Below are 25,190 nucleotides of genomic sequence, written 5' to 3' on the forward strand. Positions count from 1 at the left end.
CTACCTTTTATAGTATATGTATCGAAGTTGTTCCTCCCTAATTTATAAGACATTCCCCAGTGTCTTAAAGCAACTTCCATCCCTAATTAAATTGACATAAATTGTCCCCTTCCCTTGACCATCCTATGTGATGGTCTATTTTATTTTCCAAACACAAAATCAGTCTATCTACACTTAAACAAAAACGAAAAATTCAGAAAATATTGTCAAATTAGGTATTTTTTCGGTATAATTACTTTAGAAAGAAATTTCGCAAAAACAAAAGGGGGGATTTTATTGAAACAAACAAAAGCAATCTTAATCGCATTATTTCTAGGTCTAGTTGTTGGACTCACTCTAAATTTAGCTGCTCCATCTATCTTTGAGCCACTAAATCAATTTGTGTTCAACCCAATTGGTCAATTGTTTATTCGACTTATTAAAATGCTAGTTGTTCCTGTTGTGTTCATTTCTATCGTACTTGGTGCTGCCGGCCTTGGAGATCCGAAACAACTTGGAAGAATCGGTTTAAAATCAATTTCATTCTTTCTCGTAACAACTGCGGTTGCCATCTCTATAGCGGTTACATTTGCACTTATTATAAAACCAGGAGCTGGCGGTAATTTTAAAACAGAAGGTCTTAAGTATGAAGGTGCAAAAACTGAAACATCTTTCGTCGACACATTGCTAAATATCGTACCAGATAACCCAGCAAAAGCGATGGCTGACGGAAACATGTTACAAATCATTGCCTTTGCCGTATTGATTGGACTCGGTATAGCTATTTTAGGAAAACGAGTTCAAGGTATCCATTCATTACTTGAACAGGGCAACGAATTAATGATGTATCTTGTTAATCTCGTTATGAAATTAGCCCCAATTGGAACATTCGGTTTGCTCGCTTCATCCGTTGGTAAAATGGGGCTTGCAGGCGTCGCTGCGATGTTCAAGTATATGATTGTCGTTATGTTAGTACTCATTATTCACGGGGTCTTTGTATATGGCGGCTTATTAAAGGTATTAGCAAAAGAAAGTATTGTTCGTTTCTTTAAACATTTCGGACCAGTAATGGCAATTGGATTTAGTACATCTAGCTCTAATGCATCGCTTCCATTTGCAATGAAAACAGCACAAGATAAACTTGGCGTTCCAAAAGCGATAAGCTCATTTGTACAACCACTAGGGGCAACTATTAATATGGATGGTACTGCCATTATGCAAGGGGTAGCCACTGTATTTATCGCTCAAGTATACGGAGTTGAACTTACATTACCGCAATTAGCTATGGTCGTATTAACTGCTGTACTAGCTAGTATCGGTACTGCTGGTGTACCTGGTGTTGGACTTGTAATGCTTACAATGGTTTTAAATCAAGTAAATCTACCAGTAGAAGGTATCGCTTTAATTATCGGTATTGACCGTATTTTAGATATGTCTAGAACAGCTGTAAACATTTCTGGTGATGCAATTTGCGCAATGATTGTCGCAAAATCAGAAGAAAAATATAATACGGATCAATCGGCAGCATCTTAAATCAAAAAAAGGAGTGATGAATTTCACTCCTTTTTTGATTTACTCCCTTTTTTAGAACGATATTCTTTCCCTTTATTATTATTACCAGTTTCAAATTCAGTGCTAAATTCCTGATTAAACTGGCCGGACTTTGGTGATCCTTGATTACCGCTCCCTTTACTACCGTTACGATTCGTCATATTTCTCCCTCCCTTCCTTGTATTAGTAGTATGGCGCTCTATCTTTTTTCATACACATTTTATTTTTTAACATCTATTACACATGAAAGAAGACCTTCCATATATAAGGAAGATCTTCTCTTTCATCACGTAAGCGTTTTCTTGTTTATAATCACTTAAATAAGTTTTTTGGAAATCGAAATCATTACATTCATTTCATCTTCTGAAAGTGTAGAGAATCTTTCTTGTAAATATTGTTTTTTCGCATCTTCCATTTTCGCAACTAAATCTTTCCCTTGTTCTGTAATCTCTAAATACACAACTCGGCGATCTGATGTAGAACGTGAACGAGTTACAAAACCTTTATTAATTAATTTTTCTGTAACAGCTGTAATATGACTATTCGACACATTTAATTCATTTGCTACACGCGATACCATTTCTTTATTCGTACGATTTAATATTCTCAGGACGATGAATTCATTCCACGGTATGTAACCACCGAATATTTTTCCGATATCATTACGCAATGTGCGAAACATAGCAAACACATTTGTCGATAGTTCTTCCATTAATTGCTCTCGATTTTGAGACAACTTTGACAGCTCCTTTTATTTCATTTAGTTAAATAAAAACCTTATTAATAATTTTACATGAAATCTTACTTTTTGTCACCTTATTTTCCCATAATTCGTAGTTTTTTAATATGTATTTCATGATAAAATGAAGTTAACTTCCAGAAAAAGGGGGTATCTTAATGCATGAGGAGGAGAAATTCTCAAATCTCAGCCTAAAAGATAAAACGATTATCATTAGTATTATTGCTCTTTTTCTCATTATAATTTTTGCATTTATATTTTTTGTATATGTAGGAATCTTTCAAATTACAGGTATAGAGTATAGTTCACGTATTGCGTTACTTCTCTTTTTTTTATTAATCACTTTCTTAGACAGTATTACATTTTTCATCTTCAGTTTCTTCAAAGCGCTGCTATATCCACTGACACAAAACATGCCAAATTGGATTTCTATTACTCTTTTCTCATTCATTGAAATTACACTAGATTGGTTCGTCATTCATACTGCTGATGATTGGATAGAAAGCGTACAAATGTCCAACATAGCTGAATTATGTGTCGTACTATTCTTTTTCCTCTTAAATAAGTTATTAAGTGACGAGAAAGAGTAAGAATACAAGCTTTTCTATATAAAAATTGGTACAATGAAAGCAAATCTTACTAAAGAGGTGTTAATTATGAACTTACAACAATGGGCTGATAAAGGTATGTCCTTTGATACATATGTGAATGAAATGCAAGTAAACCAATACGAGCTACTACACATTTACAATAACTTTTTAATTCCAAATGAATTACTTCCTGTATTAGAAGAACGTCAAAATGACGGCTGGCGTGTTATCGTATTAACTGCTGATTGGTGTGGCGATGCTCTTTTATGCGTACCTGTTATGAAACGAATTTCTGAAGTTGCAAATATTGAAATGAGTTTATTAATTCGCGACGAAAACTTAGAATTAATGGATCAATATTTAACAAATGGAACAGCACGTGCGATTCCAATCTTTATTTTCATTGATAAAGATGGAAATGAACAAGCCGTCTTTGGACCACGCGCTCCAAAAGTACAAGAATTAGTAACTTCAATGCGCGCTACATTACCCGAAAAAGAAGATCCAACATTCGAAGAAAAACAAAAAGAAATGTATGCTAATTTCCGTGCTACATTAGCTGATGATACTTCTCTTTGGGAGCATGTAATGGAAAATATGGTGGAAAAAATAGTAAAATAAAAAAACCTGCCGAGCTCGGCAGGTTTTTTTATTACATAATGAAGAAATAGAATACCGCAGCTAAAATAAAACGATAATAAGCAAACGGTGTTAGTTTCACACGAGATAATAATTTCAAGAATGAAACAATTGCAAGCATCGCAACAACGAATGCAGTTACAAATCCTGTTACAAATAGCGTTATATCTGCTGAGCTTAATACATCCCAGCTTTTAATTAAATCTAATCCACTTGCAGCTACCATCATCGGTACCGCTAAAATGAACGTATATTCAGCTGCCGCTGTATGCGACACGCGAGCTAATAAACCACCACTGATTGTAGAACCAGAACGAGAAAATCCTGGCCAAAGAGCTAAACATTGAAACATTCCAATTGTAAATGCCTGTTTATATGTGATTTCATCTAACGTTCTTGCTGTACTTGGTTTCGAAAACTTCTCAGCAACAATCATTAAAATACCACCGGCTACTAAGCTAATAACAACTGGTCCTGGGCCAAATAAAACCTCTTTAATAGTGCTATGGAATAACACGCCAAGTATCCCAGCAGGAATCATCCCGATAATAATATGTAATAAATTTAACGATGGTCCGTCTGTTACTTTACCTATTCCAACTAACGACCATAGACGCTTCCAAAATATAACAACAACTGCTAAAATCGATCCCAATTGGATAACAACTTCAAAAACTTTCGCTCTCTCATCGTCAAATCCAATTAAATGTCCTGTTAAAATCATATGTCCTGTTGATGATACTGGTAGAAACTCTGTTAACCCTTCAACAGCACCCATGATTAAACCAATTAACCAATCAGCCACAAGTAGTGCCTCCTTAATAACAAATAATATGTAATTTTTTCACACCTTATCATAATACCTTATCCCTTTTCAAAGTGCATCCTTTTTTTATTGGTTTTATATGTTGTAGGCGCGTATTTCTTTTCTAATCTTTGATTAAATTGTATGATAGTAAGAGTTTGTTTTTTTATATGGAAAGGGGATTTTATGAAAGAAACTACTTCATTCTCACAAAAGTTAAAGCAATTTGTATTACTATTTTTTCCGATTTTCGTAACGCAAATGTCATTATTTGCGATGAGTTTTTTTGATACAACGATGTCAGGACATGCAAGTCCAACTGATTTAGCAGGTGTTGCAATTGGAACAAGTATATGGATTCCAGTTAGTACGGGGTTAACAGGAATTTTAATGGCTACTACTCCCATTGTTGCACAGCTCGTTGGATCCAAGAAAAAAGAGGACGTTCCCCACGTTGTCATACAAGCAGTTTATTTAGCAATTTGTGCTAGCTTCGTTGTTATCCTCATCGGTTTTTTCGTCGTTTCACCTATTTTAAATGGCATGCGCTTAGAAGAACCTGTGGAACGTATTGCAGCGCAATTTTTAAGTATTATCGCAATAGGAATTATACCTTTATTCACTTACACTGTTTTACGTGGATTTATTGATGCATTAGGAAAAACTCGAACAACGATGATTATTACATTATTATCATTACCAATTAACGTAATATTAAATTACCTATTAATTTTTGGTAACTTCGGTTTCCCAAAGCTTGGTGGTGTCGGAGCAGCAATTGCTTCCACTGCAACATATTGGTGCATTTTAATTATTACAGTCATTATTATTCAGACGAAAGAGCCTTTTGCCTCTTTCAACATTTTCAAACAATTATACCGACCTTCTCTTTCGAGTTGGAAAGCATTCTTAAAACTTGGCGTCCCTATCGGATTTGCTATCTTTTTTGAAACGAGTATTTTCGCTGCGGTAACGCTCATGATGAGTAATTTTAGTACGACAACTATTGCAGCTCACCAAGCAGCTATGAACTTTGCTTCCTTGTTATATATGACTCCGCTAAGTTTAGCAATGGCAATGACTATTGCGGTCGGATTCGAAGTTGGAGCAAAACGTTGCGATAATGCAAAACAATACGGATTGATTGGAATTGGATTAGCCCTTGCCTTTGCTTTATTATATTCGATTCTTCTCTACTTCTTTGATGATCAAATTGCTTCTATTTATACGACAGATGCAAAAGTTCATCATTTAGCAAAAGAATTTCTTATCTTTGCAATTTTATTTCAAATTTCAGATGCAATTGCAACCCCTGTACAAGGAGCTTTGCGTGGTTATAAAGATGTAAATGTTGCTCTAATTATGACTTTAATTGCTTATTGGATAATAGGTCTACCACTAGGTTACATATTAGCGACGTATACAGAATGGGCCGCGAAAGGCTATTGGATCGGCCTTATTATCGGTCTAGCATTTGGCGCTGCCTTCCTACTTATCCGTCTTTTTCAAGTACAACGAAAATATACAACACAAAACAGCCGCTAATAATAAAGCGGCTGTTTTCTTTATGCATATTTTTTCTTGTAACGTATAATATAATGAAAAAGAAAGGTGGGTACATATGGACGACAAAGAAAAAAAGCAATCATTCGATGAAGAATTTGCCCCTGAAATTTCACCTGGATATCGGCAAGATGTACATAAGCCACCTAAATATAAAAACACTTCGTTTTTAATGGGCATTACCATTTTCGCTGCTGTATTACTCATACTTATCATTTTCGTTTATTTTTGATGAAAGGTGGCCTATTATATGAAGAAACAAGATTCCAATCGTTCAAAAAGAACTATTAAAACACAAAAAGGATATGCAGGAGATTCTGTTCATACTCTTAAACAAGTCGAGCAAGGGAATTTATATATTGCTCAAAAAGAACTTGGTCAACAAAATGAAAATCTTTAAAGGCCCTTTATTCCTTGAGGGCCTTTTTATTCCGCATTAAGTAATACACCCTCAAATGTTCTATTGAGCAATGAATTTCCTTTATTGTACGCGCTGCTTTTGTTCTAGCACCATAAAAATATTATTAACCTTTACAATTTTCACTTCATAATTCAATTTCATTTCGCTTCTCTTACCATTTTCAGTACCCGCAACGTACGCTACAGCTTGATAAAGAAAACTCTCATCGGTCTCTTCACGTATCTCCTCGCTTGTAAATTTATACTCTAAATCTTGAAAACGATTTGGATAATAATTTTCCATTAATTGTTCATACCCTCTATTTAAAAATATTTCTTCACCTTTTCGTTTCACATCTTCTTTATTATTAAACTCAAACACTGATAGTTGTTCAGTCACAAAATGCTCTCCTACGTTTTTCATTTCATTATGAGTTAAATTTTCTATACTTTTGTTCTTTAACTCCTTATTTAACTCGTACTGATCAATCGGTTTAAAGGTAGCAAAAACCTCCTCTTTATATGACCAAAACAATACAAAAGCGATACATAGAGAAATGATTAACAGTCTTTTTTTCGTAATACTCCCGCCCTTCTTCATAATAATAGATATATTTTAACATATAGAAAGAAAATTCTGATATCATAAAATAGAATAACTTAACTCAGAAACGAGGAACAATTATGGACTCTTACAAACATTATATAAAAGAAGCTTTGCCTAATCTTTCTATACATTCATATAAACAAAATGAAGAAGGATGGGATAATGTAGCAGTTATAGTAAATGATGAGCTACTGTTTCGTTTCCCGCGAAAACAGGAATATGCGATGCGAATTCCGTTAGAAAAAGAACTATGCGCAATTCTCACTCAATCACTACAAGAAATCGAAGTTCCACAATATCACCTAATTTATAAAAATGAATCTGATGAGGTTCCTCTTTGTAGTTACTATACTCTCATTCATGGTGAACCATTAAAAACAGAAACAGTTGCCACGCTGGAGGATACAGAGCTGAAAGCAATTATTACACAATTAGCTACTTTCCTTGCTGCTCTACATAGTATTCCTCTAAAAAGTGTTACAGCGTTAGGATTCCCTATTGAAAAAACACTTACCTACTGGAAAGAGCTACAAACTAAATTAAATCAGTATGTTACTAACAATCTTACTTCGTTCCAGAAATCAGCCTTAAATCGTTTATTCGAGAATTTCTTTGCCTGTCTAGCTACATCTAAATTTCAAAATACAATCATTCACGCTGATTTTACACATCATCACATTTTATTTAACAAGCAGAACAAACGCATTTCAGGTGTTATCGATTTTGGTGATGCGCAAATTGGCGATCCTGCTTTTGATTTTGCAGGACTATATTATGATTTCGGAGATGAGTTTACTACATCTGTATATGAACAGTACAGTACACTTATTTCTCATCATGATCCATTACTCATTCATCGTATTACTACCTTTTATCAATACAGTCCTTTACTACATAATATTATTTATAACTTTGAGTCAGAGAATGAACTCGAATTCATTACAGGCACAGAACAGCTAAAAACGATATTACAGGGATGAGATTACATTCTCTCCCTATATACTCTCTCCTCATACATCATTAACTTTTTATCCATTTCAACAATAACTTTATACAATTGAAACGCCTGTAAAATTTGCAGTTGAATTTCAAAAGGAGCATTTTGTTCTTTTAACCATTGAAATACTTTTGTTTCATCTTTCATTGATTATTCCTCCCTTTATTCTGCTATTTGTGGGTAGCCCGATTAATGAGGGCTGATAATCAGTGGGTGATTGACAAAACCCCCACTGATTAAAGTTTCACTTTATTAAAATCTGCTACAAATATACCGTAAATGATGAAAAGCTTTTCATGTCAATAACAAAAAAGGATGCAAAGTTGCATCCTTTAATGAACTATATTTTTCTTCTGTTTCGCTTCTGTCTTTACTTCTTCCCCTTGGCATTCACTACGAAACGCACAACTTATACACTCAGAACGAAAATGACGCTCTGTATAATGCTCAGGTTGCTCTAACATTTCTTTCATTCTAGATAAATCAGCCATTCCAGTTATAATATCTTCCTGTTTCGGAATGTACTCATACTTAGTTCCTTCTATTAAATTAATAACTTCAATTTTTCCTGGAAGAACTCCGAAAGCTTTATAACTGAATACTGTCATTAGCTTCTGACAAAGAGCAAGCATTTCCTCATCTGCATCGACAACATACTTTTTAATTACAAACGACTCAGCACTCCACTCACCAACTTCAAATGTCAATGACATGTGGACACCTAACTCTTCCATATATGTTTGAAACTTCTCGTATAAAAACAATGGTGGTGTCTGACTATCATCCTTTTCAACGAACTGTAATAAGTGATCCGTTAGCTTCGCTAATACAATATAGTACTCCGTCTTCGAAGCAAACATATCAATCCTTACTTTTTTCCAATACTTTTCTATTAATATTAAAAGTACAATTTTCGTTTGTTGACCCGCAGGTAGCGTGTAATACTCGTTAATAATTTGATTGACAATCATTTGTGCTATTTGTTGCCATTCAAATGAAGAAGGTTCTCTTCTTTTTATGTGACGAAAATAAAATTTATGCGGACAACGCATAAAATCATACAAATGATAATCTGTCATCGTTTTGATTGAGATTTTCTCATGCACTTGCTCTTCATCTCCCTTCTGCCATTAAGAAAGGTGTTTTACAAATTCAGCTCCAAACTGTAAACATTTTTCTACATCTTCATCTTCTGGCGTTAATTCTACTTTTAGTCCTTCTAACACAACTGCTGCCCCGCGCTCTTGTAGCTTTTCTATTAAAATGTCAACTGCCACTCCGTATTTCGGATAAGCCGAATCACATGATCCGAATACTGCCGCTTTTTTCCCAGTTAAATCAATAGAATCCATTGCATCATAAAAATCTAAGAAATCATCAGGAAGATCGCCATCTCCCCAAGTGTATGCACCTAAAATAATTCCATCATACTGTTCTAATATAGAAGCTTCTGGTGAATCCATAATATCAATAACTTCAATTTCATTTTCTGTTTCACGAATTACGCCGGCAATATGGTCAGCCATTTCCTCTGTATTTCCACTCATACTTGCAAAAATCATTACTAACTTACTCAACTGAACCTCTCCCTTTACTTTGTATCTCTTTTTCTGTTTGAATGCTCTTCTTCTCATCTACATATTCAGACCGAATTACATTTCTTTGCCATTCCATATACTGATCAACATCTTTATTTTTATCTTTTAATCCCCTCCGCAGAAGGTGAAAATTCTTTCTCATTAACATGTCGCATCCATCCTATTGATAATAATTATCAATTCCAACTATATTTAGATTAATTGACATTGATTATCAATGTCAATAACTATTTTTAAAAAAATGATTAAAATGTACAAGCTTGTCCGTTAGCTATTCATATACTATGAATGAGCATAGTTCTTTCTCAGCCCTCTCTGACGGAAAGAAATAAAAGCAACTGCAATAGAGTGCAGTTGCCTTTTTTTGTTTTTCTATGATTTTAGTAATCTTATAGTCGTCTCTAAAAATAGCTCCACTCCACAAATTAATGCTGATTCATCCAAGTCAAATTTCGGATGATGATGTGGATAACAAGTATATATATTTTCATTACCTGTTCCTAATTTAATGAAACAACCAGGTGCTTTTCTTAAATATGCTGAAAAATCTTCTCCACCCATAGAAGGTTCAAGCTTCACAACACGCTCATTCCCAAACAAATGTAGTGCACTTTCTTCTACTATTTTCGTAATATATTCATCATTAATAACCGGATCATATCCATATCGATACGTATATGTATACGATCCTCCATGTGCTTCTGTAATTCCTTTCACAATTTTCTCGATTTTCCCTTCTGCTTCCACCCTCAATGCTTGATTAAATGAACGAACAGTTCCCATTAAAGTTGCTGTACTAGGAATAATATTGTCAGCCGTTCCCCCATGAAATTGTGTAACTGAAACAACCCTTTGCATAAAAGCACTTGTATTTCTTGATACGATATGTTGTAGATTTGTAATAATCTGTGCTCCGATAGCAATAGGATCTATCGTTTCTTCTGGTCGCGCCGCATGTCCTCCTTTGCCTTGAATCTCAACTGTAAATACGTCTGGAGCTGCCATCATCGGTCCATATGCAATTCCTATCTTTCCACTCTCAAGTCCTGACATAACATGTAAACCTATTACATAATCAACACCGTCCATTACACCTGCCTCAACCATTTCTTGTCCCCCGCCTGGATACACCTCTTCTGCGTGCTGAAAGAATAGACGAATCTCACCTGCAAAATCTTCCTTTATATTTGATAACACCTCTGCTGTGCTTAATAAAATAGCTGCGTGAGCATCGTGCCCACATGCATGCATCATTCCTTTATTCACAGATGTATAAGATTTACTTGTCTCCTCTTGAATTGGCAAAGCGTCTATATCAGCTCGAATCGCAATTACTTTCCCTTGCTTCACACCTCTTTTAATTGCTAGTACACTATATTTCGTCGGTCTCGTTACTTCAAAAGAAGAAAATGAGCATAATGTATCATATATAAATTGCGAAGTTTCTTTTTCATGAAATGATAATTCCGGATACTTATGGAAATGCCTTCTCCATTTCACAATATTTTCTTCCGAAATTAGATTCTTCCACACCCTATTCATGATAATTTCCTCCTTTTCAAAAGAACTAGAAATTTAAAAGTTTACTCCGTCTTAAATGATTAATAAAAACAAACACTGTATTTTTACGTATTCTTATAGTCCACTTTTATGTATTCACACAATCCACTTTCTATTTACATGTCAAACCCATTACAAATTCATGCTGAATGTAATATAATTGCTAAGTTAGGGATTTTCTTTTTTAGTATTTAGTGCTAATATCAGAAAAGAGCCTTTTGACTTATTTTTACCTAAAATGTGGGATTTTGTTTTTTTCACAATAATGTAGGACATGATACCTACAAAGAGCTATTATTTCATTAAGAGAGGGAAAGACATGGAAAGATTAAAAGAGATATGGTCTCGACCACTCACACAATGGGTTGCAAAGACGGTTTATTATCTTGCAATTTTATTTGCATTACTTTGGTTGTATGGATTCCATGATACAAACACAAGTACATTTATTTACAATGAATTCTAGGGTGGGAACGTTATGAAGTTATTAGAACAAATTGAAAAGTGGGCTGCAGAAACGCCTGATCAAACCGCTTTTGTTTGGCGAGATGCGAAAATTACGTACAAACAATTAAAGGAAGATTCTGATGCGTTAGCACATTGGATTTCTTCTGAGTATCCAGACGATCGTTCACCAATTATGGTGTATGGCCATATGCAACCTGAAATGATTATTAACTTTTTAGGATGTGTAAAAGCTGGACATGCTTACATTCCTGTAGATTTATCTATCCCAGCTGATCGTGTACAACGTATTGCTGAAAATTCTGGTGCGAAATTACTTTTATCGGCAACAGCAGTAACTGTAACTGATTTACCAGTTCGCATCGTAAGTGAAGACAACTTAAAAGATATTTTCTTTACTCATAAAGGGAACACTCCAAATCCTGAACATGCGGTAAAAGGTGATGAGAATTTCTACATTATTTACACATCAGGAAGCACAGGTAATCCGAAGGGGGTTCAGATTACTTATAACTGCCTTGTTAGCTTTACAAAATGGGCTGTAGAAGATTTCAACTTACAAACAGGGCAAGTATTCTTAAACCAAGCACCTTTCTCATTCGATTTATCTGTAATGGATATTTACCCATCATTAGTAACAGGTGGTACACTTTGGGCAATCGATAAAGATATGATTGCGCGTCCAAAAGACTTGTTTGCTTCTTTAGAGCAATCGGATATTCAAGTATGGACTTCCACACCTTCTTTCGCTGAAATGTGTTTAATGGAAGCATCTTTCTCTGAGAGTATGCTACCGAACATGAAAACATTCTTATTCTGCGGCGAAGTGTTACCAAATGAAGTGGCTAGAAAATTAATTGAACGTTTCCCTAAAGCAACAATTATGAATACGTATGGTCCAACAGAAGCTACTGTCGCTGTAACAGGTATTCACGTTACAGAAGAAGTGCTTGATCAATACAAATCACTTCCAGTTGGCTATTGTAAATCAGACTGTCGCCTTCTTATTATGAAAGAAGATGGCACGATCGCACCTGATGGTGAAAAAGGTGAAATCGTAATTGTCGGTCCAAGCGTAAGCGTTGGATATTTAGGAAGCCCTGAATTAACAGAAAAAGCATTTACTATGATTGACGGTGAGCGCGCCTATAAAACAGGCGATGCTGGCTATGTTGAAAATGGTCTTCTATTCTATAATGGTCGTCTTGATTTCCAAATTAAGCTGCATGGTTATCGAATGGAATTAGAAGAAATTGAGCATCACCTTCGTGCGTGTTCTTACGTAGAAGGAGCAGTTATCGTTCCAATTAAAAAAGGTGAGAAATACGATTATTTATTAGCGGTTGTTGTTCCTGGAGAACATTCATTTGAAAAAGAATTCAAATTAACATCTGCAATCAAAAAAGAACTCAATGAGCGATTACCAAACTACATGATTCCACGTAAATTCATGTATCAATCTTCTATTCCAATGACACCAAATGGAAAGGTAGATCGCAAAAAATTATTGAGTGAGGTTACAGCATGACCGCATATGGATCATTTTATTTTTTCGCTATAGTGGGCATTTTATTAATACCTACTATCATAGCTGGATTAAAAGGTAAAATGTTGCGCAAATATAATGCCGTTTTAACATTAGTCATGATTGCTATTATCTTCTCAGATAAACCAAAGCAAGCAATGATGCTAGCTGCATTTATTATTTGGCAATATGTCCTTATTAAAGGCTATTTAATTTTAAGAAAACAAAATAATAGTACATTCACATTTTGCATAGCTGTTATTTTATCGATTTTGCCTCTTATTTTGGCAAAAATCGCGCCGTTTGCATCGTTTTTACCTGAGTTAAAACTTGTTGTTTTCCTAGGTATATCTTACGTAACATTCAGAGCAGTTCAAATGGTATTTGAAGTTCGTGATGGTTTAATTAAAGAGCTTTCTTTCTTTAACTTCTGGGAATTCGTTTTATTCTTCCCTGCGATTTCAACAGGACCTATCGATCGTTACCGAAGATTCCAAAAAGATATTCAAAAGCCACCTAGCGCTGAAGAATATCAAAATTTACTATATACAGGACTAAATCGTATTTTCCAAGGTTTCTTGTATAAATTTATTATTGCTTACTTAATAAAGCAATATTGTATGGATCCAGCATTCGCTCAACACGATACAATATTTTCAAATATGATTTACATGTATAGCTATAGCTTATATCTATTCTTTGATTTTGCTGGTTATAGCTCTTTTGTAATTGGTGTAAGTTATATGATGGGAATTAAAACGCCAGAAAACTTCAATAAGCCATTCCTTAGTCGTAATATTAAAGACTTCTGGAACCGCTGGCACATGAGTTTATCATTCTGGTTCCGTGATTTTATTTACATGCGTTTCGTCTTTTTTGCAACGAAGAAAAAGTTAATTAAGAACCGTTACACTATTTCGTATATCGGTGCATTTTTAAACTTCTTCATTATGGGAATTTGGCACATCCAAGGAAGCGCTGTTGCGCAGTATGTTATTTATGGTCTATACCATGCCGCACTGTTTATTTTATTCGATATTTTTGAACGAAAAAACAAAAAGCATAAGTTTTGGCCAAACAATAAATTTACACACATCCTTGCGATTGTAATTACGTTCCACGTTGTATGTTTCGGTTTCCTAATCTTCTCTGGACACCTTAACAGATACTTTTAATGCACCCTTCTTATTCCATTAAGAAGTTGCACATATAATATATTTCGGATATAAAGGAGATTTTAAAAATGGCAGAATTCAAAGAGCAAGTATTAGATATTTTAGAAGAAGTATGTGAAAACGATATTGTGAAAGAAAACTTAGATGTTCAATTATTTGAAGAAGGTATCCTTGATTCTTTCGCTGTAGTATCTTTATTAGTTGAATTCCAAGAGCGTTTAGATATTGAAGTTTCTATTTCTGATTTTGACCGTGACGAGTGGGCTACACCAAACATGGTTATTAAAAAGTTGGAAGAAATCCGATGAACAAAGCAAAATTTGGTCCGATGCTTTTAGCATTGGCCCTTTTTGCTGTATTCTTACTTATTCCAACGCGCTTCCTACTTCCACTTTTAAGTGATGAAAAAGTAGAACAAGCTGCTACTTCTTTAAAAGAAGAAAAAATTCAAAGTATGATTTTACAGCAAAAGATGTTAGCAGATACAAAATATCTTCCGATGTACGGTTCATCGGAATTCGCACGTATGGATGCTTTCCATCCATCTAATTATTTTAAAGTAAAGCCTGAAGGATTTACGCCATTCCTTCTTGGACGCGGCGGAACACAAGACCTTGTACATGTATTAAACTTCGCATCTACAATGGATCAATTGAAAGATAAGAAAATGGTATTCGTTCTTTCTCCGCAATGGTTTGTACCACAAGGTATTGACGAAACGCACTTTGCACCTAACTTTTCAAAACAACAAGGTTACCACTTCATTTTCAACAATGATTTAAAACCTGAAATGAAAAAACAAATTGCAAAGCGTTTATTAAACTTTGAGATTGTAAAAAAAGAAACTTTATTAAAAATTTCGCTTGAAGGTATCGCTTATGATGATACGAAGTATAAAGTAAAAGCACTTGCTGCTAAACCTTTCGCTTATATTTATCGTAACATTTTAGATCGTAAAGATTTATTTACAGCTATGTTTAATATTAAACCGCACAAAGAGAAGCTCGATCCTTCATTAAAACAAATGAACTGGGAAGAGGCTCGTAAACATGCGGATCAAACAGGTGCAGCAGAATCTGGATCTAATGAATATGGTATCGAAGATGGTTACTTCAATAGCAAAATTAAGAAAAAATTAAAGCAACGTGAAGGTTACTTAAAAAATGATGCTTATGACCAATCGCCAGAATATGAAGATTTACAAATTGTACTTGATTTATTAAAACAATCTGGTGCAAAACCACTCTTCATTTCTGTTCCTGTCAAAGGTCCTTGGTACGACTACGCTGGCTTCCCGAAAGAACGCCGCGAAGCATACTATAAGAAAGTTCATGAGCAAATTGAAAAAGCTGGTTATCCAATTGCCGACTTCTCAAATCATGAATACGATAAATACTTCTTAAAAGATCATATGCACTTAGGTTGGAAAGGCTGGGTTTACATCGACGAAGCCATCCAACAATTTTATAAAGCAAACTAACGAAAAGACCGCTTGAATTACTCAAGTGGTCTTTTTGTATATATTTTGTAATTGCTCGATTGCATTCGCCGCTTCTTTCATAACTCGCTCCACTACATGCTGAGCTGATTCGATTCGTGCCAATGATGCTGCCTGTCCTGCCCAAAGTGACATATATTCTTCCTTATTTTGCTTCGCTGCCTCTTGGCGTATTTTAGAAGTTAATACGTTTTGCACTGGATATACCGGAAGCCCTTCTTCTTTTCCTTCATGTCTCTCTATAAATTCATTCCGAATACCGCGTGCATATTTCCCGGAAAACGCACGAGTTACAGTTGTGCTCGTATCTGTACTATGTAAAACCGCTTCTTTATACACATCGTGCGTAATACTCTCTTCACTTGTTAAAAAGGCTGATCCCATTTGAACACCTTCTGCTCCTAGTGCCAATGCCGCAACAAGCCCTTGTCCGTTCATTACACCACCTGCTGCGACAATTGGGATATGCGGAATAACCCCTACTAACTGAGGTATTAACGCAAAAGTACCAATCATAGCATCTCGTTCTTTCCCAATAAACGTTCCTCTATGCCCTCCTGCTTCGCTACCTTGCCCAATAATAATATCTACTCCTAGTTCAGCAAGTACTTTCGCTTCCTTCACATGGGTAGCTGTTCCGATAACTTTTATTCCACTTCTTTTTAAATCATTTATTTCTTCTTTTTCTAACGTTTGAAATGCAAAGCTAACGACCGGTACTTTTTCATCTAATAGCACTTGTAATTGTTCCTTATAGCTTTTTGGAAGCTTTAACGTTCCTTCTACTTCTATACCTAATTCTCTATTCACTCCGCTTAGTAATACTTTCGCCTCATTTACCTTCTCTTCTTCTATTTCTATCTCTTTCGTTACAAGTAAATTAACACCGAAAGGCTTATCTGTTAGTTCTCTTATTCTATAAATCGCTTCACGAATTTGTTCTGGGCTCATATAGCCGGCTCCAAGCGTCCCTAATCCTCCACTATTACTTACTGCTGCAACAAGTTCTGGCGTCGTAATCGCGCCTGCCATACCGGCTTGAACAACGGGATACTCAATTTTTAATATGTCTGTTACTCGACTTGTAAACATCATTTCCCCTCCTATTTCCTTTATATCTTCTTTATTTGATAAGCTTTCCCCTGTTTTTGCAAGGGTTGAACTTCATATAAAGCGAATATATTGAAAGAGAAGGAGGCTGAGCTTAATGATTTATCCAAATGCATTAAAACAAGGTGATACAGTAATGATTATTGCACCATCTGGTCCACCTACAATCGAAAGTGTATTAAAAGGTGTGAATGTATTACAAGAGATGGGGTTATCCGTAATAATCGGGAAGAGTGTTTACGAGAAATATGGATTTTTAGCCGGAAGTGATCAAGTTCGGCTTGACGATATACATGAAGCATTTACAAATAATGAAGTGAAGGCAATTTTTTGTGCACGAGGTGGTTATGGAAGTGCTCGTCTTCTTCCTCACATTCAATATGAAGTTATTAGGCAAAATCCAAAAATCTTTTGGGGATATAGCGATATTACAGCTTTACATACTGCTGTTTCACGTTATGCAAAGCTTATAACATTTCATGGTCCGATGATTGAAGAACTAGGAAAAGGTATTGATTCCCTATCTTTATCCTCTTTTAATCAGCTATTCCATCCGTATTCAACCATTTTATCTGCATCAGAATGTATCGTACCTAGCTCTCACAGTACAGTTACAAGTACGTTAGTTGGAGGAAATTTAGCTGTGTTAACAAGTATAATTGGCTCACCCTACGAGATAATTACGAACAATACACTTTTATTACTTGAAGACATTGGTGAAGAACCGTACCGCATTGACCGTATGTTAAATCAGCTACTTTTATCTGGAAAGTTTAATGAATGCAGGGGCGTTATTTTCACAAGTTGTCACGACTGCACTCCTTCAAAGCCCTCTCAATCATTGCAAACAATATTATATGAATATTTCGCGCCATATCATATACCTGTCCTATTCGATTTACCAATTGGACATATAAGTCCAAACATCGGTATTCCACTTGGAGCTACAGCGACAATAAACACGAATAATAAAACAGTCTCTATTTCTTCTGGTATAGCCACTTCATATTCAAATTAAAAAGTAAAAGGAAAAGCGATTACGCTTTTCCTTTTACTTATAATAATTAAAAATTCGTCCAGATGCGATATCTGCAATTTCTTCTGGAATAAATGTTTTACTTATATCAGTGCCAACATTTAATACAGCTGTAGCATCTTTCTCAATGCTACCAAATAACTCTTTCCCACGTATCGTAATAAGGGGCGTTCCTTCTGGCAACACATCTTTTACAAATTCCATTTGTGTAAAGAACGGAACGATCCATCTACCTTCTCCTTGGAAATGACGCAAACGAAGTATTCCTTCTGTTGCCCCGTTCTCTGCTTCTAGTGAACCAGCAACATAAAACTCAGTAGATAAGAGCAATTCATAAAATTCCTTTTGCTTCTGTTTATCATCCCCTGCTACAACAAGTACCTCTTCTAATTTCTTTACTGAAATTTGCTCCATATGATGCCACCCCTATTTTCAAAATGATTGTACTTAGATTATACGAAATATTCTTATTTTTTTCTACATAATTCGCAATTATTTTCTTAAAATAATTTTAACACTTCTTTTGTCGTCACAATCGTAGCAAACTCTTCATGTAAATTTACAAGTGTCATATTGTGAATATCTTCTGCACTATACTCTTTACCATCTAAACCTATACGGTTAAAAGTAGCCGTTGCATCACTCACTAAATATGTTGTAAATCCTAAATTCCCTGCCATTCGTGTCGTAGTTTCCACGCAATGATTTGTCGTTAATCCTACAACCACTACTGCATTACATTTGTTCTTTCTTAATTGCTCTTCTAAATTTGTCCCAATGAACGCGCTGTTAACGAATTTCTGAATAACCACTTCACCAAGTAGTGGTTGCACTTCTTCTTTAAAGTTTACCGTTTCCGCTCTCTCATAAAACATTGACTGAGCATTTTCTTTATTTACATGTTGAATATGAAAAACTGGTCGTTTCCTTTTTCTCCATTCTTCTAACAAAATTCTCATGTTTTCTTCAGCAAAAATATTATTTCTCTCGCCCCAATCTGGTAATTGAAATGCCTTTTGTACATCGATTATGATAAGTGCTATTTGATTTGTCATCATTTCCCCCTTAATTTGGCTGTAATTGAAATAGAAAACCAAGTTGTTGTGACGCAGTAATAAAGCAAACATAGGCGCAAAGCTCTACAATTTCTTTTTCTGTCCAATATTGTTTTAAAGCGTGAAACATAGTATCATCTATTGCTTTTCGGTCATGAACAAATGTATGCGCAAAAGTAACAGCTACACCAATCTCCTCTGCCTTTTGCACATCATCAGGTCTTCCCTTTGCCATACAGTACGGACATTCATTCCCATACGCTAATGTTCTTCTCACTTGCTCCTTCAACTCTGCTGAAAGAGTTCCTTTATTGTACAGTGTATCTTCTAACGTACTCCACGAGTGTAATATATCCGAATTATGCCCTAATAACTTTTGAAACTTTGTATCTCCTACATTTGATAATGAAATTCTCTCCATCATTTCCCCTCCTATTTCCTTCTGTTTTATTGTAAAATAAATAACGTTCACTTTACATTTCATATGAATCTTAATTTATATTTTCCCTTTACAAAAATCATTATTTTACTGGAGGTATATTTACAAATGCAACTAGACCGTGTTGATCGAAAAATTTTAAATGAATTATATAATGATAGTCGCCTTTCTATGCGTGAATTGGCGAAACGAGTAAACTTATCTGCTCCGTCTACTGCAGAACGTGTTCGTAAACTTGAAAGTGAAGGCGTTATTCAAAAATATACAATCGATATCGACTATAAAAAAGCAGGACTAGTTTTAGATTGTATTTTAGAAATCACTTTAAAAAATGGTGATACAACACGTATGCAACAGTTTATTCAGTCTTATCCATCTGCAAGTTTTTGTTACCGAGTAACAGGAAGCTTATGCTACATTGTAAAAATTTCTGTTCCTTCACTCGTTGAACTTGAAGAATTTATCAATGATGTTTCTTCATATGCAACGACAGTTTCTCATATCGTATTATCAGAAGTATCTCTTACTCCTGATATTGAACATATCTTCCCAGAAGATTAATTTATTTTTATTCATAAATTATAAAAAAACCCCTTACAATAAGAATAAAAATAATATATTATGTATTAAAATACATAATATTCGAGAAAGGGGCTTTACATTGAAAATCTGGTTTTATGAAAAAACGGCACAATTAGATGACTTGCTTGGTATTTGGGACAATGTTCCGACCATCCCGCGAATTGGTGAAAAAGTGGAGATTTTAAAGACAGTCCGCACTGTTACAGATATTAAATATGTAAAGAACGGTAATAATTTTCGTGTAGAAATTATTACAAATTAAAAAGTAGCTCCTAAGAGCTACTTTTTAATTATCTATTATGTGCTTTCTTTATAACGATTTTATCTTCTTCTACAGCTACTGTTACATAATCATTTTCTTCTAACCGAAGCTTATTTACAGCCTCATCTGGTAACTCTATGGCCATCAATCTATCGGTTACGATCACTTGACTATACACTTCATTTTCTTGTGATGAATTCACTACTTTTTGCTCATTTATAAAACGTACTGGTGGCACGCCAACTTCTTTTACTGTACGCCATTGTTTCCAAACATACGGAATTAACCATAGTAATCCAACAACTGTAAGACCGATACCAATCCATAAATTACTTTGCGCTTGTAATTCAGTAATTGAGATTGTACCACTTTCTTCTCCACCAAAAAATTGCATACTTGTTGCAATCAAATTATTTAGAGCGTGCACAGCTATATTCGTCCATATATTTTTTGTCGTTATGTATAAAAGACACATAACGACACCAAACATGAACGCACCAATAACATCAAAATGTCCTAGGCCAAAAATAATTGAAGATATAATTACAGCTTTTTTAATTCCCCATTTATGAGCCATTCGCTGTAAGAAAAATCCCCTAAAAATAACCTCTTCCATAATAGGTGCTAACACACATGCTGAAATGAAAGTAAATATCGTCATATATACGTTACTCGTATTAATAACATTTCCGTCTTCTAGCATAGTAACTAAGAAATTCGGTAACGTATGTGCTAATATGTAAAATTGAATCTGAGATATGCCAACTGAAAAAATCATCCCCATTATCGTTGCTAATACAATTAATCCCCAAGATAAACGTCCTGGCTTATCAAAAAAACTGTTAAATACAATATTATTTTTATTTGTTTTTACGTATAGCCAAAGTAACGGAAATACAAAAAATACAGTTATTTGTGAAATAACCTCCATCGTATTCTCAGAAACATTTGCTAGACCTAATGGTATCATTATAAGGAACACCCCTATAATCATCCATCCAAAAAAGCTACGTAGCCTTATACGTGAAAATGCATAGTGCATATAGAACACCTCCAAAGATAGTAAAAGTAAATGGTCGGATAACTACATTATAATATGAATATAGTTGAAACTCTTCCTATTTTTCTCAATTACTTTCAAACAACATAGCTCTTAAAATACCATATCGCTGTTCTTCAAGTTGCAATCCAAGTGAAATTTATGTAATAAAAATCCCCGTTTTTACAAGCGGGGATTTCTTTTATTATAATACGTCACGTTTTTGGAATAATGCACTTGATGCTACAAGTAACACAACAAAGTATGCAGCTACAAGTAATAATGAAGTTGTAAACGTAAATTCTGTAAATGTTGGTTCCATTCCACCATTGATTAATTTATTACTATCGTAAGCTCTTAAATCCAAATGGTTGAATACTACAAACTTCGCTACACCTTTTGCAAACATTATTAATACCATATTAATTGCACCTTGTAAGAAGAATAGGAACATCGTAATAATTAATGGTAATACAGATTTTCTAAAGACATTTGCTAGGAAAAATGCAAGTGTTGCAAAAAAGAACGGTGAAAGTAGTTGATATAAAGTGGACTTCATAACGATTCCTAATGTTAATTCTGTTTTACTACCATCCATTACAATACCGCCAATAATCATTGCAATTAGCATACCAGCTAATACGATAAATAACATTGCTAATAACACTGTAATATATTTAGAAAATAAAACTGCAAGTCTTTTTCTTGGACGGATTAACAATTGTTTAATTGTACCTTTTTGGAACTCATCAGTAAGAGTACGGGCAGCAAGTGTAATCCCAAAAATCGTTGTAAATAAAACAATTAAGCCAATCTCTGAGTTTGCATAATCTAAATATGATCCCTTAAACTCATCACCTTTTCCCCACTTCAACATTGCTAAAGTACCTAAAATTTCGAGTGCCGCAATGACACCCATTAAAATATACATACCTTTTTTCGCATGCAACTTTAAAAATTCATTTTGAATTAATTTAAACATTACGCTTTCACTCCCCCAGTAATCGCTAAGAACTCATCCTCTAACGTTTTATTTTGAACAGTAACCCCGTATACAAGCACATCAGCATGAACAAGTTTTTTTACAAGTTGCGGAATGTTGTCTTTTGTTACAGATGCTACAATTACATTCCCTTTTGTTTTACCTTTAATGATTTCATTTGCTTTCTGAACTTCATCTACTTCAAACGCTACAACGACTGCCTCATCATGTTTCACTTTTTCATGTAAGTTGTACTCTTGTACAAACTCACCTTGTTTAATAATAACGACGCGATCACACATTAATTCAATTTCACTCAATAAGTGACTTGATACGATTACAGCAATATTCTCTTCTTTCGCTAAACGTTGTAAATAATCACGAATTTGGCGAATACCAGCTGGATCTAATCCATTTGTCGGTTCATCTAAAATTAAGATTTTCGGCTGATGCAGTAATGCCTGTGCAATTCCTAAACGTTGTTTCATACCAAGTGAATATGTTTTCACCTTTTTATGAATCGCATGCTCTAACTCAACAAGCTTTACAATCTCAGCAATGCGCTCTTTACTAATTGGTGTAATGGCCATGTTCGCAAAATGCTTTAAGTTTTGCATTCCTGTCATATAATCATATAGTTCAGGATTTTCTACAATCGCTCCAATTTGCTCTAGTGCCTTTTCACGCTCCGAGCGAATACTATGTCCACAAATTGTAATATCGCCCTCTGTCATTGAAATAAGACCTGTCATCATACGGATCGTCGTCGTCTTACCGCTACCGTTCGGTCCAAGGAATCCGTATACTTCTCCTTCACGAACCTCAAATGATAAACCACGAATAATTTCCGTTCCACCAATCTTTTTTCGAACATTCTCTAACTTTACTACTACGTTTCCCAATGCTGATTCCTCCTTTAGACTTCTAGTTTTTTATCGACTATGTGACCTGTAACTACTAGTAATATAATTGTTAATAAACAATTAAAAAATAGATTTAAAATTGTAACCTCTGTACCAGAATAAAATGATGTATTTAAAAAACCATTTTGATCTATAAATCCAATATTATTTATAGCAAACACATACTTTTCTATTTGCTGAAAAATATACGTTATTCCTCCATTAAATGCGGTAAAAATGACGAATAAAACTAAACAAGCAACTTTATTCATAGATGATTTCACATTTAATAGTTTTACAATTACTATAATGAAATAAATAGAAACTAGCATATTAAGAAAATCTAGTCCCCATAAGAAAATAGATAACATATGATGTAATATTCCATAATTATATAAACTGTTTATTGCTTGCTGAATACCTAAATTAGTTTTTCCATTGTAAATATTTAAAGAAAAATAGTATAGAAAAATGATTCCTATTCCTAGCAAAATCATAAAGAGTAGTACACAGAATAAACTATTTGCACATATATACTTTTTTGCTGAAATAGAAGTATAACGTAGCATAGAGTTTTTTAACATTTTCCGAAAAGACGATATACCTGTTAAAAGAATTGCAAATCCATTTATACCTAGTACGATAAAGAATATAATAATAATTATATCTTGCCTACCTGAAATTCTAACTCCTGAAACTCCTTTCATATTAAATAAAAGAATTAATGAAACTGTAATAAAACCAAAGTAAATAATGGCTATCTTTCTCTTATTACAATTATATAGATAAAGAAAAAGCTGACTCATTTCTCATAGGCCTCCTTAAACAGCTCATGTACTGCTTTACCCTTTTGAAATCGTAGTTCTTCCACATTTTCATGCAATATTATTTCTCCATCTTTCAAAAAGATTACTTCATCGAATATATTTTCGATTTCTCTTATTAAATGAGTCGATATAAGTAGCGTACAATCTTCACGATAAAATTTAAGTATTAACTCAAGTACATGTTCTCTAGAAACAAGATCAATCCCGCCCAATGGCTCATCCAGTACATATAGCTTCGCTTTTCGAGAAAACGTTAAAATAATCTGCAGCTTCTCAACCATACCTTTTGACAATGCTGTAATTTTTTCTTCTAACGGTATTTTAAATTCTGCAATCGTATCTACCGCTTTTTGAATATCGAAGTCTTTATAAAAATCTCGGTAGAAAAATAAAGCGTCTTTTACAGTCATCCAATCATCAAAGATTGGCTTATCGGACATAAATGAAACAATTTCTTTCGTCTGTAACCCTACCTTTTTACCGTCTATTGTAATGCTACCTTCAGAAGGGTGTTGCAAGCCTGCAATCATTTTCAATAACGTCGTTTTCCCGCTCCCGTTATCTCCAACAAGCCCAACGATTTTCCCTTCCGTAATCTCTATGTTTAATTCACGGATCACTGCTTTTAATCCGTATCTCTTCCATAAGTTTTCTATTTTCAATAGCTCTGTCATTGGCTCTCCTCCCTCTTATCATGTAATGAAGAACGAAGAATTGTAAGAATTTCTTCTTCTGAAAAACCTAAATTGTCCATTCCATCTATAAAAGAATGAAGTAATTCTTTCGCCATCTCTTTTCGCAGCTCCATAATTTTCTCCCCTTCATTCGTTACATACCGTCCCATTCCTCTACGTGTGACAACAACTCCATCCCGTTCTAGCTCTTGAAATGTACGCTGAATCGTATTTGGATTCACTTGTAATTCACTCGCTAATTCACGGACAGAGGGAATTTTATCACCAGGTAATAAATGTCCTGTTACGATCTCTTTTTTTATGTATTCCATTACCTGAATGTAAATTGGTGTATTTGGAGAAAACTCTATTTTCATTTCTTCCCTCCTTTTGTATTAGTGTACTAGTTAAATAATACACCGATACAAAAAGTTTGTAAATACCCATTTAATTACAAAAAAGTTCTATCCGTTAAACGAATAGAACTTCCCAAATATAAATCGCTATACAAAAATAATAGTGTTATGTAAACAAAATTATAAAGAAAAACTGTCTTATCAATGAATAAGACAGTTTTTCTTTATAATCCTAT

General features: G+C 34.4%; 34 protein-coding genes. 15 read left to right on the forward strand and 19 right to left on the reverse strand.

Annotation, left to right across the window (positions count from 1 at the left end; translation table 11 throughout):
• The first annotated feature begins 276 nt into the window (after positions 1–276).
• Positions 277–1,512: a dicarboxylate/amino acid:cation symporter gene (locus BLT20_RS00905; protein WP_000814802.1), complete on the forward strand. Its 1,236-nt coding sequence runs from the start codon at positions 277–279 to the stop codon at positions 1,510–1,512.
• Positions 1,513–1,535: 23 nt separating this feature from the next.
• Here BLT20_RS00905 and BLT20_RS00910 read toward each other — a convergent pair whose 3' ends face one another.
• Together BLT20_RS00910 and BLT20_RS00915 are read right to left on the reverse strand one after the other, a co-directional pair.
• Positions 1,536–1,691 carry an imidazoleglycerol-phosphate dehydratase gene (locus tag BLT20_RS00910; protein WP_073339333.1) on the reverse strand — a complete coding sequence of 52 codons (156 nt, stop codon included), beginning with the start codon at positions 1,689–1,691 and terminating at the stop codon, positions 1,536–1,538.
• 155 nt (positions 1,692–1,846) lie between these two features.
• Entirely contained in the window at positions 1,847–2,266 is a 420-nt protein-coding gene (locus BLT20_RS00915) for a MarR family winged helix-turn-helix transcriptional regulator (RefSeq protein ID WP_000081434.1), read from the reverse strand.
• Between the two features lie 161 nt (positions 2,267–2,427).
• On the opposite strand from BLT20_RS00915, the gene BLT20_RS00920 reads away from it, so the two are divergent.
• Together BLT20_RS00920 and BLT20_RS00925 are read left to right on the forward strand one after the other, a co-directional pair.
• The gene (locus tag BLT20_RS00920) at positions 2,428–2,859 is read left to right on the forward strand and encodes a YrvL family regulatory protein (protein WP_000544070.1); all 432 of its coding nucleotides are present in this window, start codon (positions 2,428–2,430) and stop codon (positions 2,857–2,859) included.
• Between the two features lie 33 nt (positions 2,860–2,892).
• Positions 2,893–3,480, forward strand: coding sequence for a thioredoxin family protein (locus BLT20_RS00925; RefSeq protein ID WP_002040836.1), 588 nt, complete (start codon positions 2,893–2,895; stop codon positions 3,478–3,480).
• A gap of 31 nt (positions 3,481–3,511) precedes the next feature.
• Here the strand turns inward: BLT20_RS00925 and uppP are convergent, their stop codons facing one another.
• Complete coding sequence (gene uppP, locus BLT20_RS00930) at positions 3,512–4,303, reverse strand: bacitracin resistance undecaprenyl-diphosphatase (RefSeq protein ID WP_000796253.1); 792 nt, start codon at positions 4,301–4,303, stop codon at positions 3,512–3,514.
• A 186-nt stretch (positions 4,304–4,489) separates the two neighbouring features.
• On the opposite strand from uppP, the gene BLT20_RS00935 reads away from it, so the two are divergent.
• From BLT20_RS00935 to BLT20_RS30385, 3 genes are all read left to right on the forward strand, one after another.
• Entirely contained in the window at positions 4,490–5,848 is a 1,359-nt protein-coding gene (locus BLT20_RS00935; RefSeq protein WP_000665547.1) for an MATE family efflux transporter, read from the forward strand.
• A 76-nt stretch (positions 5,849–5,924) separates the two neighbouring features.
• Positions 5,925–6,098, forward strand: a complete 174-nt coding sequence (locus BLT20_RS00945; RefSeq protein WP_000341062.1) for a hypothetical protein — start codon at positions 5,925–5,927, stop codon at positions 6,096–6,098.
• An 18-nt stretch (positions 6,099–6,116) separates the two neighbouring features.
• Positions 6,117–6,266 carry a hypothetical protein gene (locus BLT20_RS30385; RefSeq protein ID WP_000743734.1) on the forward strand — a complete coding sequence of 50 codons (150 nt, stop codon included), beginning with the start codon at positions 6,117–6,119 and terminating at the stop codon, positions 6,264–6,266.
• 81 nt (positions 6,267–6,347) lie between these two features.
• On the opposite strand, the gene BLT20_RS00955 is transcribed toward BLT20_RS30385, so the two are convergent.
• Positions 6,348–6,866, reverse strand: coding sequence for a hypothetical protein (locus BLT20_RS00955; protein WP_000715257.1), 519 nt, complete (start codon positions 6,864–6,866; stop codon positions 6,348–6,350).
• An 83-nt stretch (positions 6,867–6,949) separates the two neighbouring features.
• Here BLT20_RS00955 and BLT20_RS00960 point away from each other — a divergent pair, with 83 nt between their 5' ends.
• The gene (locus BLT20_RS00960) at positions 6,950–7,852 is read left to right on the forward strand and encodes an aminoglycoside phosphotransferase family protein (protein WP_000378984.1); all 903 of its coding nucleotides are present in this window, start codon (positions 6,950–6,952) and stop codon (positions 7,850–7,852) included.
• Between the two features lie 2 nt (positions 7,853–7,854).
• On the opposite strand, the gene BLT20_RS30390 is transcribed toward BLT20_RS00960, so the two are convergent.
• The 5 genes from BLT20_RS30390 to amaA all read right to left on the reverse strand — a co-directional run bounded on the left by BLT20_RS30390 (position 7,855) and on the right by amaA (position 11,009).
• A complete protein-coding gene (locus BLT20_RS30390; protein WP_000651086.1) occupies positions 7,855–8,016 on the reverse strand; it encodes a hypothetical protein in 162 nt (53 codons plus the stop codon).
• Between the two features lie 185 nt (positions 8,017–8,201).
• Positions 8,202–8,975: a hypothetical protein gene (locus BLT20_RS00970; protein WP_000544570.1), complete on the reverse strand. Its 774-nt coding sequence runs from the start codon at positions 8,973–8,975 to the stop codon at positions 8,202–8,204.
• A 24-nt stretch (positions 8,976–8,999) separates the two neighbouring features.
• Entirely contained in the window at positions 9,000–9,446 is a 447-nt protein-coding gene (locus BLT20_RS00975) for a flavodoxin (protein WP_000041153.1), read from the reverse strand.
• On the reverse strand, positions 9,439–9,615 hold the full coding sequence (locus BLT20_RS30395; RefSeq protein ID WP_000929024.1) for a hypothetical protein: 177 nt from the start codon (positions 9,613–9,615) through the stop codon (positions 9,439–9,441). Before BLT20_RS30395 ends, BLT20_RS00975 begins: the two co-directional genes overlap by 8 nt.
• A 224-nt stretch (positions 9,616–9,839) precedes the next feature.
• Positions 9,840–11,009, reverse strand: a complete 1,170-nt coding sequence (gene amaA / locus BLT20_RS00985; RefSeq protein WP_001082783.1) for an N-acyl-aliphatic-L-amino acid amidohydrolase — start codon at positions 11,007–11,009, stop codon at positions 9,840–9,842.
• 337 nt (positions 11,010–11,346) lie between these two features.
• On the opposite strand from amaA, the gene BLT20_RS00990 reads away from it, so the two are divergent.
• From BLT20_RS00990 to dltD, 5 genes are all read left to right on the forward strand, one after another.
• Positions 11,347–11,493 (forward strand): teichoic acid D-Ala incorporation-associated protein DltX, encoded by a 147-nt coding sequence (locus BLT20_RS00990; protein ID WP_000440293.1) that lies wholly within the window; start codon positions 11,347–11,349, stop codon positions 11,491–11,493.
• Positions 11,494–11,505: 12 nt separating this feature from the next.
• Positions 11,506–13,020: a D-alanine--poly(phosphoribitol) ligase subunit DltA gene (dltA, locus tag BLT20_RS00995; RefSeq protein ID WP_000770505.1), complete on the forward strand. Its 1,515-nt coding sequence runs from the start codon at positions 11,506–11,508 to the stop codon at positions 13,018–13,020.
• A complete protein-coding gene (gene dltB, locus BLT20_RS01000) occupies positions 13,017–14,192 on the forward strand; it encodes a D-alanyl-lipoteichoic acid biosynthesis protein DltB (protein ID WP_000127933.1) in 1,176 nt (391 codons plus the stop codon). The genes dltA and dltB overlap by 4 nt, the downstream gene beginning before the upstream one ends.
• Before the next feature lie 68 nt (positions 14,193–14,260).
• Entirely contained in the window at positions 14,261–14,500 is a 240-nt protein-coding gene (gene dltC, locus BLT20_RS01005; RefSeq protein ID WP_000807310.1) for a D-alanine--poly(phosphoribitol) ligase subunit DltC, read from the forward strand.
• Entirely contained in the window at positions 14,497–15,672 is a 1,176-nt protein-coding gene (gene dltD / locus BLT20_RS01010; protein WP_001030286.1) for a D-alanyl-lipoteichoic acid biosynthesis protein DltD, read from the forward strand. The genes dltC and dltD overlap by 4 nt, the downstream gene beginning before the upstream one ends.
• Before the next feature lie 21 nt (positions 15,673–15,693).
• On the opposite strand, the gene BLT20_RS01015 is transcribed toward dltD, so the two are convergent.
• Positions 15,694–16,782 (reverse strand): NAD(P)H-dependent flavin oxidoreductase, encoded by a 1,089-nt coding sequence (locus BLT20_RS01015; RefSeq protein ID WP_000495279.1) that lies wholly within the window; start codon positions 16,780–16,782, stop codon positions 15,694–15,696.
• Between the two features lie 115 nt (positions 16,783–16,897).
• Here BLT20_RS01015 and BLT20_RS01020 point away from each other — a divergent pair, with 115 nt between their 5' ends.
• Complete coding sequence (locus tag BLT20_RS01020) at positions 16,898–17,818, forward strand: S66 peptidase family protein (RefSeq protein ID WP_000640079.1); 921 nt, start codon at positions 16,898–16,900, stop codon at positions 17,816–17,818.
• Between the two features lie 33 nt (positions 17,819–17,851).
• Here BLT20_RS01020 and BLT20_RS01025 read toward each other — a convergent pair whose 3' ends face one another.
• The 3 genes from BLT20_RS01025 to BLT20_RS01035 all read right to left on the reverse strand — a co-directional run bounded on the left by BLT20_RS01025 (position 17,852) and on the right by BLT20_RS01035 (position 19,312).
• Positions 17,852–18,250, reverse strand: a complete 399-nt coding sequence (locus tag BLT20_RS01025) for an SseB family protein (protein WP_000435267.1) — start codon at positions 18,248–18,250, stop codon at positions 17,852–17,854.
• Between the two features lie 86 nt (positions 18,251–18,336).
• Positions 18,337–18,891: a cysteine hydrolase family protein gene (locus BLT20_RS01030; protein WP_000184436.1), complete on the reverse strand. Its 555-nt coding sequence runs from the start codon at positions 18,889–18,891 to the stop codon at positions 18,337–18,339.
• Between the two features lie 10 nt (positions 18,892–18,901).
• Positions 18,902–19,312 (reverse strand): carboxymuconolactone decarboxylase family protein, encoded by a 411-nt coding sequence (locus BLT20_RS01035; RefSeq protein ID WP_000439756.1) that lies wholly within the window; start codon positions 19,310–19,312, stop codon positions 18,902–18,904.
• Positions 19,313–19,438: 126 nt separating this feature from the next.
• On the opposite strand from BLT20_RS01035, the gene BLT20_RS01040 reads away from it, so the two are divergent.
• On the forward strand, positions 19,439–19,891 hold the full coding sequence (locus tag BLT20_RS01040) for an Lrp/AsnC family transcriptional regulator (protein ID WP_001175498.1): 453 nt from the start codon (positions 19,439–19,441) through the stop codon (positions 19,889–19,891).
• Between the two features lie 100 nt (positions 19,892–19,991).
• On the forward strand, positions 19,992–20,174 hold the full coding sequence (locus BLT20_RS01045) for a DUF3913 family protein (protein WP_000707107.1): 183 nt from the start codon (positions 19,992–19,994) through the stop codon (positions 20,172–20,174).
• 28 nt (positions 20,175–20,202) lie between these two features.
• Here the strand turns inward: BLT20_RS01045 and BLT20_RS01050 are convergent, their stop codons facing one another.
• The 6 genes from BLT20_RS01050 to BLT20_RS01075 all read right to left on the reverse strand — a co-directional run bounded on the left by BLT20_RS01050 (position 20,203) and on the right by BLT20_RS01075 (position 24,975).
• Entirely contained in the window at positions 20,203–21,216 is a 1,014-nt protein-coding gene (locus BLT20_RS01050; RefSeq protein ID WP_000558809.1) for a CPBP family intramembrane glutamic endopeptidase, read from the reverse strand.
• A 202-nt stretch (positions 21,217–21,418) separates the two neighbouring features.
• Positions 21,419–22,195, reverse strand: a complete 777-nt coding sequence (locus BLT20_RS01055; protein WP_000475456.1) for an ABC transporter permease — start codon at positions 22,193–22,195, stop codon at positions 21,419–21,421.
• Complete coding sequence (locus BLT20_RS01060) at positions 22,195–23,097, reverse strand: ABC transporter ATP-binding protein (protein WP_000528790.1); 903 nt, start codon at positions 23,095–23,097, stop codon at positions 22,195–22,197. The genes BLT20_RS01055 and BLT20_RS01060 overlap by 1 nt, the downstream gene beginning before the upstream one ends.
• Positions 23,098–23,111: 14 nt before the next feature.
• Positions 23,112–23,903, reverse strand: a complete 792-nt coding sequence (locus BLT20_RS01065; protein WP_000080433.1) for a hypothetical protein — start codon at positions 23,901–23,903, stop codon at positions 23,112–23,114.
• Positions 23,900–24,598 carry an ABC transporter ATP-binding protein gene (locus BLT20_RS01070; protein ID WP_000137738.1) on the reverse strand — a complete coding sequence of 233 codons (699 nt, stop codon included), beginning with the start codon at positions 24,596–24,598 and terminating at the stop codon, positions 23,900–23,902. Before BLT20_RS01070 ends, BLT20_RS01065 begins: the two co-directional genes overlap by 4 nt.
• Complete coding sequence (locus tag BLT20_RS01075) at positions 24,595–24,975, reverse strand: GntR family transcriptional regulator (protein ID WP_000687512.1); 381 nt, start codon at positions 24,973–24,975, stop codon at positions 24,595–24,597. Before BLT20_RS01075 ends, BLT20_RS01070 begins: the two co-directional genes overlap by 4 nt.
• Between the last annotated feature and the right edge of the window lie 215 nt (positions 24,976–25,190).

The sequence above is a fragment of the Bacillus sp. cl96 genome (assembly GCF_900100505.1).
Classification (GTDB): domain Bacteria; phylum Bacillota; class Bacilli; order Bacillales; family Bacillaceae_G; genus Bacillus_A; species Bacillus_A cereus.

Excerpts from the sequence above, each read along its gene's own strand:
- BLT20_RS00910 (WP_073339333.1), bottom strand. The coding sequence starts at position 1,691 with ATGACGAATCGTAACGGTAGTAAAGGGAGCGGTAATCAAGGATCACCA.
- BLT20_RS01065 (WP_000080433.1), bottom strand. The coding sequence starts at position 23,903 with ATGAGTCAGCTTTTTCTTTATCTATATAATTGTAATAAGAGAAAGATA.
- BLT20_RS30395 (WP_000929024.1), bottom strand. The coding sequence starts at position 9,615 with ATGTTAATGAGAAAGAATTTTCACCTTCTGCGGAGGGGATTAAAAGAT.
- BLT20_RS01070 (WP_000137738.1), bottom strand. The coding sequence starts at position 24,598 with ATGACAGAGCTATTGAAAATAGAAAACTTATGGAAGAGATACGGATTA.
- BLT20_RS00955 (WP_000715257.1), bottom strand. The coding sequence starts at position 6,866 with ATGAAGAAGGGCGGGAGTATTACGAAAAAAAGACTGTTAATCATTTCT.
- BLT20_RS01020 (WP_000640079.1), top strand. The coding sequence starts at position 16,898 with ATGATTTATCCAAATGCATTAAAACAAGGTGATACAGTAATGATTATT.
- BLT20_RS30390 (WP_000651086.1), bottom strand. The coding sequence starts at position 8,016 with ATGAAAGATGAAACAAAAGTATTTCAATGGTTAAAAGAACAAAATGCT.
- BLT20_RS01075 (WP_000687512.1), bottom strand. The coding sequence starts at position 24,975 with ATGAAAATAGAGTTTTCTCCAAATACACCAATTTACATTCAGGTAATG.
- BLT20_RS00935 (WP_000665547.1), top strand. The coding sequence starts at position 4,490 with ATGAAAGAAACTACTTCATTCTCACAAAAGTTAAAGCAATTTGTATTA.
- dltA (WP_000770505.1), top strand. The coding sequence starts at position 11,506 with ATGAAGTTATTAGAACAAATTGAAAAGTGGGCTGCAGAAACGCCTGAT.
- BLT20_RS01015 (WP_000495279.1), bottom strand. The coding sequence starts at position 16,782 with ATGTTTACAAGTCGAGTAACAGACATATTAAAAATTGAGTATCCCGTT.
- BLT20_RS00925 (WP_002040836.1), top strand. The coding sequence starts at position 2,893 with ATGAAAGCAAATCTTACTAAAGAGGTGTTAATTATGAACTTACAACAA.
- BLT20_RS01035 (WP_000439756.1), bottom strand. The coding sequence starts at position 19,312 with ATGGAGAGAATTTCATTATCAAATGTAGGAGATACAAAGTTTCAAAAG.
- BLT20_RS01050 (WP_000558809.1), bottom strand. The coding sequence starts at position 21,216 with ATGCACTATGCATTTTCACGTATAAGGCTACGTAGCTTTTTTGGATGG.
- BLT20_RS00920 (WP_000544070.1), top strand. The coding sequence starts at position 2,428 with ATGCATGAGGAGGAGAAATTCTCAAATCTCAGCCTAAAAGATAAAACG.
- BLT20_RS01030 (WP_000184436.1), bottom strand. The coding sequence starts at position 18,891 with ATGACAAATCAAATAGCACTTATCATAATCGATGTACAAAAGGCATTT.
- dltB (WP_000127933.1), top strand. The coding sequence starts at position 13,017 with ATGACCGCATATGGATCATTTTATTTTTTCGCTATAGTGGGCATTTTA.
- dltD (WP_001030286.1), top strand. The coding sequence starts at position 14,497 with ATGAACAAAGCAAAATTTGGTCCGATGCTTTTAGCATTGGCCCTTTTT.
- BLT20_RS30385 (WP_000743734.1), top strand. The coding sequence starts at position 6,117 with ATGAAGAAACAAGATTCCAATCGTTCAAAAAGAACTATTAAAACACAA.
- BLT20_RS00960 (WP_000378984.1), top strand. The coding sequence starts at position 6,950 with ATGGACTCTTACAAACATTATATAAAAGAAGCTTTGCCTAATCTTTCT.
- BLT20_RS00945 (WP_000341062.1), top strand. The coding sequence starts at position 5,925 with ATGGACGACAAAGAAAAAAAGCAATCATTCGATGAAGAATTTGCCCCT.
- BLT20_RS01040 (WP_001175498.1), top strand. The coding sequence starts at position 19,439 with ATGCAACTAGACCGTGTTGATCGAAAAATTTTAAATGAATTATATAAT.
- amaA (WP_001082783.1), bottom strand. The coding sequence starts at position 11,009 with ATGAATAGGGTGTGGAAGAATCTAATTTCGGAAGAAAATATTGTGAAA.
- dltC (WP_000807310.1), top strand. The coding sequence starts at position 14,261 with ATGGCAGAATTCAAAGAGCAAGTATTAGATATTTTAGAAGAAGTATGT.
- BLT20_RS00990 (WP_000440293.1), top strand. The coding sequence starts at position 11,347 with ATGGAAAGATTAAAAGAGATATGGTCTCGACCACTCACACAATGGGTT.
- BLT20_RS01055 (WP_000475456.1), bottom strand. The coding sequence starts at position 22,195 with ATGTTTAAATTAATTCAAAATGAATTTTTAAAGTTGCATGCGAAAAAA.
- BLT20_RS01025 (WP_000435267.1), bottom strand. The coding sequence starts at position 18,250 with ATGGAGCAAATTTCAGTAAAGAAATTAGAAGAGGTACTTGTTGTAGCA.